Genomic DNA, 12,588 nt, shown 5'->3' on the forward strand with positions numbered 1-12,588 from the left:
GACGGTTTGGCGTTGCTACGTCATTGGCGGGTCGCGATCATCATGGAGTCAGGCCCGGTGAGCGGTTCCACCCGCGCTTGCGCAAAGCCCACTTGCCTGGCCCAGGCGCAGCACTGCGCCCCGGTGTAATCGAAGCCACCCGGGGTTTCGATCAGCATGTTCAGGCTCATCAGCAAGCCAAACACGTTCTGTTTGCGCGCGTCGTCGATCATCGCGTCATAGACGATCAGGCGGCCGCCGGCGGGCAGCGCGGCGTGGCATTTTTCCAGCAGGTACAGCTTCTGCTCGAGATCCCAGTCGTGCAGGATATGCCCCATGACAAGCACGTCTGCCTGCGGGCAGGGGTCGTTGAAGAAGTCGCCGGGGTAAAAGCGCAGCCGATCCTGCAGGCCATGCGAGGCGACATATTCCTCGAAGACCGGGCCAACCGCGGGCAGGTCGAAGCCGCCGCCGCGCAGGTGCGGGTGGGCCAGCGCGATCTGTACCGGCAGGGCCCCTTGCGCCGTGCCGATATCGATAAAGGTCTGGCACTGCGCCCAAGGGAATTTGCGCGCCATCGCCTGGGCGGCGGCCAGGCTGACGCCGGTCATGGCTTGCAGGAAGCCGCGCAGGCCTTGTTCGTCCCGATAGATCGCGGCGAAGAGGTCACCATGCTCGTCGGCCTGGGTCTGCGGCAGGCCGGAGCGCAGCGAATCGGTCAGCGACGCCCAACTGGGGTACAGGCGCGTATTGGCCATCTCCAGCAGGCCGCCTACATAGCTGGGCTTGGCCTTGTCGAGGAAGAGGTCCGTGTCGGGCGTGTTGCTGTACCGGCTGGGCGCCTCGGCGTCTTCGCGCTCGAGCAGGTGCAGGGCCACCAGCGCATCGAGGAAATCCACCGCGCCGCGTGGATGCAGGCCAAGGGCGGCGGCCAGGGCGCCGGCCGGCTGCGGCGCCTTCGCCAGTTGCGTGAACACGCCAAGCTCCACCGCGCTGAGCAGGGTCTTGGAGGCCCAGAAGCCCATCCCGAGCTGCAACACCCGCTCCGGTGTCAGGTCCGGCACCTGCCATGGGCTGGCGGGCGTGGGGCCGCGGGCGACGTCTTTTCCGTTCTGCATAAGTCACCTCGTCGCCGCCACCGGCGCATACCTGGATACCCGGGCGCCGGGGCGTAGGGATGGATGCTGGTAACTCTAGATGCCGGAAGAGGCGAAATCCAGCCGATTCTGGCGCGGCAGCCTTGGGCACCCGCATCCTGCCGGGGGATGCCACTGAATGCCCCTTCGGCCTATGGGGCTTGCGGGGCCTACAGGGCCGCCGCCAGCCGCCGACCGTGGCAAAGATGGGTGACAAGCAGCGCAAGGCCGAGCAGGCATCCCAGGCACCAGGCAAAGGCGCTGTCGTAGCCATGCGCCGTGCCGGCGCTTTCCAGCCGCGCATAGAACAGGTTCCCGACCAGCGCCACGCCAACCGAATTGCCCACCTGCTGCACCGTGGCCAGCACACCGGCGGCCACGCCGGCATGGTGTTGCGCCGTCCCCGCCAGCACGGCGGAAGCCAGCGGCGCCATCACCATGCCGATGCCCGCGCCCTGTACCACCAGCAGGATCAGCATCACGGTCATCAAGCCGGGGCCTTGCGCCTGCCATGGCAGCAGCGTGTTCGCCAGTTGCAGCCAGTGGCCCGCCGCCAGCAGCATGGCGCCATAGGCGATGGACGAGCGCCCCAGGCGGGCGGCGATGCGCGGCGCGGCCAGTGAAGTGGCGAAGAAGCCCAGCGCCAGCATCGTGAACGCGCCGCCGCCTTGCAGCGGGCTCAGGCCAAGGCCGTCTTGCAGGTAGAGCGCCAGCACGAAGTAGAACGAGGCATTGCCGGCGTAGAAGGCGACCGTCACGGCCAGGCCGCGCGCAAAGCCTGGCGCGGCGAACAGCGCCGGGCTCACCAGCGGCTGCCCGCCGCGCGCATGCAGCCGGCGCTGATGCCAGGCGAACATGGCGAGCAACACGGGCGCCATGGCCAGCGCAAGCAGGGTGGTGGGCGGCCAGCCTTGCTGCCTGCCTTCCACCAGAGGCCACACCAGCGCACCCAGCGCCGCCGCCAACAGCGCCATGCCAGGCACGTCCGGCTTGCTGCCGCTGGTGGGCGGCGATGCGCGCAACACGCGTGGCGCCAGCAGCAGCGCAATGATGGCCACGGGCACATTGATCAGGAAGCAAGCGCGCCAGCCCAGCCCGCCCGGGTCTGCCCGGATCAGCGCGCCGCCTACCAGTTGGCCGAGCAGCGCCGCCAGGCCTAGCGTGAGACCGTACGCGGCGAAGGCCCGCGCCCGCGCGGGGCCGGTGTAGGTGAGCGAGAGCATGGCCAGCACCTGCGGCTGGAGCAGCGCGCCCGCCAGGCCCTGCGCCACGCGTGCCGCGACCAGTGCGGGCGCGGACGGGGCAAGCCCGCAAGCGGCGGAGGCGAGCGCGAACAGCAACAGGCCCAGCATGAACATGCGGCGCCGCCCGAGCATGTCGCCCAGCCGCCCGCCGGTGATCAGCCCGGTGGCATTGGCCAGGCCATAGCCCGCCACCACGAACTGCAGCGCGCCGGCGCTGGCATGCAATTCGCGCTGGATGGCCGGCAGCGCCACATTCACGATAAAGAAATCCGTCACCACCATGAAGGTGCCGCTCAGCATCACCAGCAGGGCCAGGCGGTCCATGGCGGTCGGGGACGATGCGGCGGCGTGGTGCGGGACGGGCGCGCTCTCGGCGCGGTTCAGGCTCGAGAAGGTCATGGCTGGAGTCCTTGGCAAGAGGCCTTAGCCGAGTTCGCGCACGAACAGCGGCAAGCCGTCACGGGTCGGCACATGGCCGGGCTGCGTGGAATGGCGCCAAGTGGGGGTTGATGCGTGGGGTTGGCGCGGGGACGGGGCGGAATGTGCAATGGCGGTGGCAGGCATGAGGCAGCTCCGGTGGCGGTTACCTGGCGAGTCCAGGCAAGCTCAGTGTCGGAGCTGGGGGGCTGCGCGCCAATTACGTGGCAGGTAATCAAGGTGCCCATGACGACCGCCGCAGGCACCAGGAGGATCACGGCGCCGGCGAAAGGGCGAAAGGGCGAAAGCTACCGCCTGCGATGGCTTCGCAGCGCCCGCGGCGTCCCGCTCCGAATCGCTTCCTCGAGTAAATCCGCGAGGGCCCGCGTCCGGCGTTCCGCGATCTGCTGCGCCGTGGCCCGCGCGCCAGGCATCCCCGTATCCGTGCGCGCACCGGCGCCCAACTCCTTCACGGCTTCGCCGCGGCGGGCCGGATCGACCTGTGGTTTCGCGTCATTTAGCATGGGATTCGAGGCCTGCGGTTGCTGTTTCAGGCCGGATTGTGCACCCATCTTGCGCGGGGAAGATCCCCTCTTGTTGGGGTAATCATTGAAGGACTATTGACGGCGGAAAAGCGCCCGGGCCATTGCGGCGAGGACGTTTCGCGCGGCACATGATGTTTCGGGGTCTGCTGCGGCCTTGAAAGCGATGGCTGCGCTCGGCAAGGCCAAAAAAAATGCCCACCGGATAAACGGAGGGCATGAAGAAGTGACATTGGGCGAGACGCTTTTCTCGCCCGCACGCAGTGTCTCACCGTGGGCGCCGGGCATCTGCCCCAATAGCGTGGGGATTGTGCTTCATCACCCACTTGACTTGGATCAACACTCGAAGCTAGGCGATGTGATCCCCGCTGTCTGCGGGGCAGTGGCCCGGGATGGCCTCAGCGGCCTGCCTACTGCTCGCGCGGCACGAATCGCCAGCCGCCGGCTTCAAGCGCAAAGGCAAAGCCGGTGACGCGCTGGTCGGGCTTGCCGCCGGTGGAGATCACGGCAGAGCAGCGTACGTTGCCGCTATCGTGGCTCAGGTGGCACTCGTCGAGTTGCTTGACCGTCAGCGACGTGGCCATTTCGGTCAGTTCCGCGACTGCCTGCGCATCCGTCTGGGTCTTCAATTGCCCGCGGGCAAATTCGCGCATCGAGGCGGTGGCTTGCCCGGCGTCCGGGCCACTGATGGCGGGTTCTTCACGCCGCACCAGCACCCACGGCTCTGGGTTGCCGCCGAAGGCCAGTGCGCGGTAGCCGTCGCGGCGGCCGGCCTTGACCCCGACGATGCAAACGATCTCGCCGCCGCTGGCGGGCAGGCAGCCCTTGACCGTATGCGCCTTGATGGAAGCCATGATCCCCGCCACAAGCGGCGAGCGCGCACGCTCGGCCGCGGCCGGGTCAGTTTGCTCCAGCTGCTTCAGGCGCTCGGCTTCCGATTGCTGGATGGCGGCGGTGACCTGGCCGGGCGTGGGCGCTGGCGGGGCCTCGGCAGCGATGACGCCGGTGCTGGCGGATGCCAGGCAGGCAGAAAGAATTGCAGCTCGGGTAGCGAGGCGGGAAATGCGCATGGATAGGGAGCAATGGCCGGATAAGAAGGGCGGCCAGTTTAGCACCCGGGCAGGCAGTCATGAGCAGCAAGGGCCTCTTTATCGAGGCGCTCGTTTTCCGTTTTCCGCTCCAGCGATCGTGCCCGGCGCCCGGTGCCCGGTGCCGGTCACCAGCATGAAACAGCCCGCCAATCGGCGGGCTGGGCGGCCTGGTCAGGCCTTGCGGGGTCCAAGCGCCAAGCGCCAAGCGCCTTAGCTGGTTTTCTCTTTCTTCTGGTGATGGACGATCCGGTCCCACCAGTAATGGAACGGATGGGCGTGTTCCGGATAGAGCACCGACTTGTGGAAAAAGCCTGCGCGAATGACGAAGGCGTAGAGCAGGACAATTACCCCGAGGAAGAGCATATAGGCGATCATGGCGGTTCCCTAATATGGTGACCATGATTCATTGTAGGCGTCGCGCGCCTGGCGCGTTGGGCGCTGACGGCTAACTGTCATGCCAGTCATTCAGAGCGATATCCCCGCCCGCCTGGACCGCCTGCCGTGGTCGCGCTGGCACTGGCGGGTGGTAGTCGCGCTGGGGGTGGCGTGGGTGCTCGACGGGCTCGAGGTGACGCTGGTGGGATCGCTGGGTGGCGTGCTCGAGCGCCCGGATGGCCTGGGCCTCGATGCGGCGCAGGTAGGGTGGCTAGGGTCGCTGTACATCGCTGGTGCGGTAACGGGCGCGCTGGTGTTCGGCCGCCTTGCGGACCGCCTTGGCCGCAAGGCCTTGTTCCTGGTGACGCTGGCGGTGTACATGGCGGCGACATTGGCCACCGCTTTTTCCACGGGTTTTGTCTTCTTCGCGGTGTGCCGCTTCCTGACGGGCCTTGGCATCGGGGGCGAGTACGCGGCGATCAACTCGGCCATCGATGAACTGATCCCGGCGCGCGTGCGCGGGCGCGTCAGCCTGGCCATCAACGGCAGCTTCTGGTTCGGCGCCGCACTTGGCGCGGGCCTGAGCCTGGTGCTGCTGGATCCGCGCGTGCTGGGCCCGGCCCTGGGCTGGCGCGTGGCGTTCCTGCTCGGCGCAGTGCTGGCGCTAGCCATCTTGCTGGTGCGCCGGGACGTGCCGGAGAGCCCACGCTGGCTGCTCACGCATGGGCGTGGCGCGCAAGCCGGGCGCATCGTCGCCGCCATCGAGGCGCAGGTGGTGGCCCAGTGCGGCGCGTTGCCGCCGGCCACGGGCAAGATCCTGCTTTCCAGGCGCGCGGCGCCCACGCTCGGCGAGGTCGCGCATGTGCTGTTCAAGCGCTACCGGCTGCGCAGCGCGGTAGCCCTGGCGCTGATGGTCTCGCAAGCGTTCTTCTATAACGCGATCTTCTTTACCTATGCGCTGGTGCTCACGCGCTTTCACGGCGTGCCCGATAACCGCGTGGCGCTGTATATCTTCCCCTTTGCGCTGGGCAATGTGCTGGGGCCGCTGCTGCTGGGGCCACTGTTCGACCACATCGGGCGCCGCCGCATGATCGGGCTGACCTATGTGCTTTGCGGCGTGGGACTGGCCATGACCGGGTGGGCCTTCGAGCAGGGCTGGCTTGATGCACGCAGCCAGGCGCTGTGCTGGTCGGCGGTGTTTTTCCTGGCCTCCGCGGCGGCCAGTTCCGCTTACCTGACGGTGAGCGAGGTCTTTCCCATCGAGACGCGCGCCCTCGCCATCTCCGTGTTCTACGCTGTGGGGACAGGCACCGGGGGCTTTATCGGTCCGTTGCTGTTCGGCGCGCTGATCGAGAGCGGCAGCCGCGCCGCGGTGGCTGTTGGCTATGGCATCGGCGCGGCGCTGGTGATCGTTGCGGGCTTGTTTGCCCTGCGCTATGCGGTCAATGCGGAGAAGCGCCCGCTGGAAGAGATCGCGCCGCCGCTGTCGTCGCGCGATTAGCCCGCCTTGCATGGCGCGCCGGCAACACGGGCGCGGTCTGGTCTGCTCAGGCCGGATCCTTCCTGCGGAATGCGGCCTGCGCGGTGGCGATCAGACGGCCTTGGCTGTCGGTGACCTCGGCGTTGGAGAAAAATACCCGGCGGCCACCGCCCACGCGCCGGCCGACCACCAGCAGCGGCTCTACTTGCGCGGACGAGACATAGTTGACGTTCAGCGAGATGGTAGTGGCGGCGCGGCGCACGCCATTCTCGGGAAACAGCCCGGCGTAGCCGCCCGCCGCGTCCAGCAGCGTGGCCAGGATGCCGCCTTGCACCACGCCCGTGTTGTTGAGGTGCGCGGCCTGCGGCATCAGCGACATGCGCACCAGGTCCGGCTGCCACTCCACGATGGTGAGATTCAGCGATTCGAGAAAGGGATTCTCCAGTGCGTATGGCTGGCTTGCGGGGGTGTTGTCAGGCATGGCGGGCGAAGGACTGTGCCGGTGAGTTGGAATGGCCGTCATGATAGCCGCTAGCGGGCCTGCGGCAATCCGGACGGCGTCGTTGTCACGCTCTGCGGCGGGACGGGCGCGATGCGTTTGCCGCGCGCCTGATCCTGTTCGCAGGCCCCGGGATGGCTAGGCGGGCATCGCGCTCATCATTAGCAGCCCGCATCCGCCGAGCATCCCTGCCCAGCGGGCGGCGCGTACCGCGATGGCCGGCGCGTAGCCGAGCAGCAGCACCAGCACGAGCGCGCCGAGCGTCAGCGTGCCGACCCATGAGACGCTGCCCATCGGCCAGCCTTGCTGCTGCACGCAAGCCGCCAGGGCAAGGGCCAGCGCGGCCCAGCCGAGTCCCTGCAGGCGCAGGCGCTCGGCGGGCGAAGCCGCGGCGCCGCGGCCGTGGCGATCGGCATAGTGCCGGTCCAGCGTCTGGCTCAGCGCGGTGAAGCCGCTATAGGCGAAGGCCAGTGCAGTGAAGAAACCCAGGCTTGCGCTCATGCGGCTCCCTTCGCATCGCTGGATGGCATGCCGATGTCCTTGGCTGGCACCGAGCGCTGCGCGGGCATGCGCGCCTTGGCGCGCCGCCCCAGGACATGCGCTGCCGCGCCCAGCGCAATGCCCAGCGCCAGCACCGTCAGGTCGAACCCGGCCACGGCAGCGGGCCCCTGGCCCTGCAGCAGCGTCACGCCCAGGTGGGTCTGCGTGGTGAAGGCGTTGAGTACGGGAATGGCAGCGAGCATCAGCGCACCGGCCCACAACTGCACGCGCCACATGGTGCGCGTCGGCCGCACCTGCGCCAGCACGGCTGCCACGCTCCAGGCGATGAAGAAGGCATGGATCTCCGCGTCGGGGCGGTGCGGCATGCCCACGGGCAGCAAGCGGTTGGCCCAGAAGTACGTAGCAAACGCGATCGGCAGGCCGGCAATAGCGCCGAGGTTGAGCGCATCCACCAGCCGCAGGCCAAAGCTCGGGCGCGCGCCGGCCGCCAGCGCCTTGGCCTGGCCCTGGCGCGTCTTCACGCCCCACAGCAGCGCACCGGTGGCCACCATGGCGCAACCTGCCAGCCCGCTCACGAAGAACAGCGCGCGCAGCAAGGGCCCGGCGAAATGCGCCTCGTGCAGGCCCACCATCGCGCCACGCGTCTGGTTGGCCGCGCCGGGCGCGTCTCCCGTGGCCGCGACCAGGGCGCCGGTGACGCCGTTAAAGCGCATCGACGGCGCATTGGCGGACAGCGAACCCTCGGTGCCGCGCGACACCGTGATGGTGGCGTTGGCATCGCCCGCCAGCATGATGGCGACGCGGGTGGGCTGCGCGCCACGCCAATGGCGCACGGCTTGCTCCACCAGCGGGGCGACCGGCGTCAGCGCAGCCGCCTGCCCACTTGGCTTGCCTTGTGGCGCGCGGCCGAAGGCCTCATTGTTGAAAGCCTGCTGGTTGCCCTGGTACGCAGTCTGGATGCCCCACGGCATGTACATGAACATCAGCGTGACCAGCCCGGTGTAGGTGATCATCAGGTGGAATGGCAGGGCCAGCACGGCGGTGGCATTGTGCGCATCGAGCCAGGAGCGCTGGCCCTTGCGCGGCCGGAAGGTGAAGAAGTCCTGGAAGATGCGCCGGTGCGTGATGATGCCGCTGACAATGGCCACCAGCATGAACATGGCGCAAAACCCGATGATCCAGCGCGCCCAGATCGCCTGCATGAAGTACAGGTCGAAGTGCAGGCGGTAGAGGAACTCGCCGCCGCGCGTGTCGCGCACGGCCTGCAGGAAGGCGCCGGTGGCCGGATCCAGCGTGCGGCTCTCGAAGCGGCCGCGGCCGCCCCCGATGCCTGAGGCCGGCGCGCCGGGTGGGCGCATCCACAGCACGCTTACCGCAGGGTTGCGCGCATCCGGCAGGTCGATGAACCAGCGGGGCGAGTCCGCGGCGTTGCGCTGCAGGTACGCTACCGCACGGCCGGCGGCGTCGGCGCTAGACACTTGCGTGGCGGCCGAGCGGTGCAGCTCGGGCTGCATCCATAGCGTGATCTCGTCCTTGAAGTAGCTGGCAGTGCCGGCGCAGAACACCAGCAGCAGCACCCAGCACACCAGCAGTCCGGACCAGCTATGCAGCCAGGCCATCGATTGACGCAGCCCGGCCCTCATGGCGCGCTGCGCAAGGCGGCCAGCAAGAGGCCGAGCCCCACGGCAGGCACCGCCACGCCGGCCCAGGCGCGCCACGCGCTGCCGGCGGCGAACACCCACAGCACCGCGCACGCGTAAAGCGAGAACGACAGCAGCGTGGCTGTCATCACCGCCTCGGCGGGCGGCATGGGCAGCACCACGGCAAGCAGCCCGGTGGCCACGGCCGCGAGCACGTAGCCGCCCCCGATGGCGGCCACCACGCGCGAGGCAACGCCAAGGCGATAGCGGCCGGTCTGGCTCAATCCCATGACAAGCGCTCCCTTACTTGTTGGGCGTGGCTGCCGGCACCGCGGGTACCGCGGGCAGGCCATCGCCCTGCGTCAGCGACAGGGTGGTGACGTAGCTGGCGATGTCGTATGGCTTGCCATTGCGCTCGCCGGCGGTCTTGTCGACGTGGTGCACCTCCAGCACGTAGGTGCCTTGCCACGGCTGCGCCAGGCGCACGATGCCTTGGTCGTCGGTGCGCAGTTCGCGGCCCCAGCCGGACTGCACGGCCACGCCCACCTTGGCCTTGGGCAGTGGGCGGCCGGCATAGACCACCTGGTACTCGCCGGCGTGGCCGGTCGGCACGATGTCCAGCGCGAGCTTGGGCGCTACTGCGGTTGTGGAGCCAGCGCCCAGCAAGCGAGCCGCCGGCGTCCAGGCGGTGCGGATCACCTTGTCGCCGTCCTTGCGCTCCAGCAGCGGATAGCCCGTGTCCTGCGCGACGATGGTCTCGCCCGCGCCTGCGCGCCCCGAGAGCACGAAGCCGTTGGTGGTCTTGTCGGCCTTGAGGGGTTGCTCACCCCTTGCCGTTACCAGTACGGCAGAGGGTTGCACGAACCGGTCCAGCAGTCCCGGCGAAACTTCGCGCAGGTTCTCGTTGAATTCGCCAAAATACAGTTGGGCGGCCGCCGGCGTTTGCTCCAGCCAGACCTGGTGAGCCTGAGCGGTGCCGCTCAGTGCGGCGCCGCAAAGCAGGGCGGAGGTGATGAGGCGATTCATGGGCGATGCATCCTTTCAAGACGGGGGCTGGCAGTGCCGTGTTGCGCACAGGCCGCTGGCCGGGACGGCCGGGAAATCGTGATCGTGAAGTCGCATATGATAATCGTTCTCATTTAACTTGTGTGGGTTTTGCATGATGGCGCAGCGTTGGGGGCGGGGCATGGACGCAGGCTGGCCAATGCCCCCCGGAGGCGGATTTGCGGTCATCGAGGGGGTGCAGGAGAGGGGCCTGTGGCCCGGCTTTTGCGTCCGGATTCAAAGCTCGGCGGGGGCCGGTCCCGCGCTCGGCTATCATGTGCGATCCTCAGGATCTCCAGGGTGCTGCCAGCGCCGCATCCGCGACCGTTCCCCCGCTCCTTCTACCTGCATTTATTGTGTCTTTTGCCATGCCTTCTTCTGATCCCGCCGACGTCAAGAAAGTCGCCGCCATTGTCTGGATTCGCGTCCAGATGGAGCGGTTCGGCATCTCCATGGATGAACTGGAGGCGGCAGGTTGTTTTGACTGGGAGGCGGCGCCTGCCAGGGCGCCGGCCGAGGAACCCATCGTGGAGGAAAGTGAAACGGATGTAGCCCAGGCGCGATTGCCCGCAGGACCGATCACGGCACCACCCGCGTTGTTGCCTGCCGGGCCGATCACCGCGCCGCCGGTAGTCGCACCTGAGCCATCGCGCAAGGCCGTGGCGCGCAAACGCGCTCCTGCCCCTGTCAGGGAATCAGCGCAGCCTGCTGTGCCGGTCGCCGCGCCAATCGCAACGCCAATCGCAACGCCGGTCGCTGCGCCTGTCGCCGCGCCTGTCGCAGATGCGGTGGCAGTCGCTGAAGCCGTGCCCGCGGAAAAGCCGGCGGCAGCATTGGCTGCAGAGCCGGCGGCAACCCCGGCCGCCGCGCCTGCGCCTGCACGGGTGACCATGTCCGTGCCCGTGCAGAAAGCGGGAGCCGTGAAACCGGCGGCCCCTGCAGCAGCCCCTGCACAGGCGGCCGAGGCCGCCGCCGCGCCGGCCGCGGCAGCACCTGCGCCAGCAGTGCCGCAGGCGAGCGCCCCCGCACGCCGCTACCGCAATGCGGAGGGACAAGTCTGGGATGGCGTGGGCCCCATGCCCGCATGGCTGCTGCGCGCAGTCAACGCGGGCCAGTCGGTGGAGCATTTCCGGGTGAATTGAAGACAGCGGCCGATGGCCGCTGTCCTGGCCGCTGCCGGCGAGGCAGCGATGGCGCCGCGCTGCCGTTCAGGCCAGCGGGTTAATGATGGTGCGGCAGCGGATGAATGTCGTTTCCGCATCCAGCGCGGCGGCCAGCGTTGGCGAGGGCACCTTGTCGAGGTCGGTCACCACGTAGCCCATCTGGCCATGCGTCTGCAGGTGCTGTGCCACGATGTTGACCCCGTCGCGCGCCAGCAGCGTGTTGAGCGCGGCGAGCGCGCCCGGCGCGTTGCCGTGCACGTTGAGCAGCCGCGCCGGCGACGTCAGCGGGCCGGGGCTCACCTCGGGGAAATTCACCGCGCCAATCGTGTCGCCCGTCCTGAGGAAGGCAATCAGCTTGGTGGCGACTTCCGTGCCGATATTTTCCTGCGCCTCCTCCGTGCTGCCGCCGATATGCGGCGTCAGGATCGCGTTGGGCACGCCTTGCAGCGGGCTGGTGAAGCGGTCAGCGTTGGTCTTGGGCTCTTCGGGGAAGACGTCGATCGCCAGGCCGGCGATATGGTTGTCATCGCACGCCGCGCGCAGCGCTTCGATATCCACCACGGTGCCGCGCGACGCATTGATCAGGATTGCGCCGCGCCGGAACTGCCGGAGCACGTCGGCATCGATCATCTTCCTGGTCTGCGCGGTGGCCGGCACATGCAACGTCACGATGTCGGCCTGCGACACCGCATCCGCCAGCGAGCGCGCCGCGCGCGCCGAGCCCAGCGACAGCTTGGCCTGCACATCGTAGTACACCACGCGCATGCCCATGGCTTCTGCCAGCACGCCAACCTGCGAGCCGATATTGCCATAGCCGATGATGGCGATGGTCTTGCCGCGCGCCTCGAACGACCCGCTTGCGCCCTTGGCCCATTTGCCGGCGTGCGCCAACGCGTTTTTCTCGGGAACGCGGCGCAGCAGCAGGATCGCCTCCGCGATAACCAGCTCGGCCACGGAACGCGTATTGGAGAACGGCGCGTTGAACACCGGCATGCCGGCGCGGGCCGCGGCGTCGAGGTCTACCTGCGAGGTGCCGATGCAAAAGCAGCCAATGGCCACGAGGTGCCTGGCGGCTTCGATTTCTGCGGCGCCAAGGTGCGTGGCGGAGCGAATGCCGAGAATCTGGTGGGCCGCGGGAGCGCGATGCAGTTCGTCGCCAGCGAGCGCGCCAGTGCGGCGCTCGACGGTGACATGCGCTTCCTTGAAGCGCTCGACGGCGGTGTCATGGATGTTTTCAAGCAGCAGTGCTGAGGTCATGGCGATTGGGTGATGGCGGCGAAGGCGCGAGATGGGTGCGGCAGCGCGAGGGCATGCGCAAGGTGAAACGTACGCTGCCATGGTAACGCAGGCAGCGCTGCCCAGCCGAACACCCACATTGCCGCCAATGGCAAATCCGTCCCGCCCGGGACGAGGCCCGCTAGGGAAAGCCCCCGGATTGACCGGCGAATCAACGGCCCCTACAATTAATCGGAATGTC

The 12,588-nt window shown here is 68.3% G+C and carries 12 protein-coding genes; 2 read left to right on the forward strand and 10 right to left on the reverse strand.

Features of this window, described 5'->3' with window-relative positions:
- Positions 1–20: 20 nt before the first annotated feature.
- The 4 genes from RR42_RS26955 to RR42_RS40530 form a co-directional block, all read right to left on the reverse strand.
- A complete protein-coding gene (locus RR42_RS26955; RefSeq protein WP_043354501.1) occupies positions 21–1,097 on the reverse strand; it encodes a methyltransferase in 1,077 nt (358 codons plus the stop codon).
- Between the two features lie 188 nt (positions 1,098–1,285).
- On the reverse strand, positions 1,286–2,758 hold the full coding sequence (locus RR42_RS26960) for an MFS transporter (protein WP_043354502.1): 1,473 nt from the start codon (positions 2,756–2,758) through the stop codon (positions 1,286–1,288).
- A 970-nt stretch (positions 2,759–3,728) separates the two neighbouring features.
- Positions 3,729–4,388: a hypothetical protein gene (locus tag RR42_RS26970; RefSeq protein WP_043354505.1), complete on the reverse strand. Its 660-nt coding sequence runs from the start codon at positions 4,386–4,388 to the stop codon at positions 3,729–3,731.
- A 231-nt stretch (positions 4,389–4,619) separates the two neighbouring features.
- Positions 4,620–4,784 carry a hypothetical protein gene (locus RR42_RS40530; RefSeq protein WP_158408319.1) on the reverse strand — a complete coding sequence of 55 codons (165 nt, stop codon included), beginning with the start codon at positions 4,782–4,784 and terminating at the stop codon, positions 4,620–4,622.
- Positions 4,785–4,863: 79 nt separating this feature from the next.
- Between RR42_RS40530 and RR42_RS26975 the strand changes: the two genes are divergently transcribed.
- A complete protein-coding gene (locus tag RR42_RS26975) occupies positions 4,864–6,285 on the forward strand; it encodes an MFS transporter (RefSeq protein ID WP_043354506.1) in 1,422 nt (473 codons plus the stop codon).
- Between the two features lie 46 nt (positions 6,286–6,331).
- Here the strand turns inward: RR42_RS26975 and RR42_RS26980 are convergent, their stop codons facing one another.
- From RR42_RS26980 to RR42_RS27000, 5 genes are all read right to left on the reverse strand, one after another.
- Entirely contained in the window at positions 6,332–6,787 is a 456-nt protein-coding gene (locus RR42_RS26980; protein WP_236702202.1) for a PaaI family thioesterase, read from the reverse strand.
- Positions 6,788–6,901: 114 nt separating this feature from the next.
- Positions 6,902–7,264: a DUF3325 domain-containing protein gene (locus RR42_RS26985; RefSeq protein WP_043354510.1), complete on the reverse strand. Its 363-nt coding sequence runs from the start codon at positions 7,262–7,264 to the stop codon at positions 6,902–6,904.
- Positions 7,261–8,907, reverse strand: a complete 1,647-nt coding sequence (locus tag RR42_RS26990) for a PepSY-associated TM helix domain-containing protein (protein WP_043354512.1) — start codon at positions 8,905–8,907, stop codon at positions 7,261–7,263. The genes RR42_RS26985 and RR42_RS26990 overlap by 4 nt, the downstream gene beginning before the upstream one ends.
- Positions 8,904–9,194, reverse strand: coding sequence for a DUF3649 domain-containing protein (locus RR42_RS26995; protein WP_043354513.1), 291 nt, complete (start codon positions 9,192–9,194; stop codon positions 8,904–8,906). The genes RR42_RS26990 and RR42_RS26995 overlap by 4 nt, the downstream gene beginning before the upstream one ends.
- Positions 9,195–9,207: 13 nt before the next feature.
- The gene (locus RR42_RS27000; RefSeq protein WP_043354514.1) at positions 9,208–9,930 is read right to left on the reverse strand and encodes a cobalt ABC transporter substrate-binding protein; all 723 of its coding nucleotides are present in this window, start codon (positions 9,928–9,930) and stop codon (positions 9,208–9,210) included.
- Positions 9,931–10,316: 386 nt separating this feature from the next.
- Here RR42_RS27000 and RR42_RS41265 point away from each other — a divergent pair, with 386 nt between their 5' ends.
- Complete coding sequence (locus tag RR42_RS41265) at positions 10,317–11,090, forward strand: H-NS family nucleoid-associated regulatory protein (RefSeq protein ID WP_052494995.1); 774 nt, start codon at positions 10,317–10,319, stop codon at positions 11,088–11,090.
- A 66-nt stretch (positions 11,091–11,156) separates the two neighbouring features.
- On the opposite strand, the gene serA is transcribed toward RR42_RS41265, so the two are convergent.
- Positions 11,157–12,368: a phosphoglycerate dehydrogenase gene (serA, locus tag RR42_RS27010; RefSeq protein WP_043354516.1), complete on the reverse strand. Its 1,212-nt coding sequence runs from the start codon at positions 12,366–12,368 to the stop codon at positions 11,157–11,159.
- Between the last annotated feature and the right edge of the window lie 220 nt (positions 12,369–12,588).

Source organism: Cupriavidus basilensis, from assembly GCF_000832305.1.
In the GTDB taxonomy this organism is placed as follows: domain Bacteria; phylum Pseudomonadota; class Gammaproteobacteria; order Burkholderiales; family Burkholderiaceae; genus Cupriavidus; species Cupriavidus basilensis_F.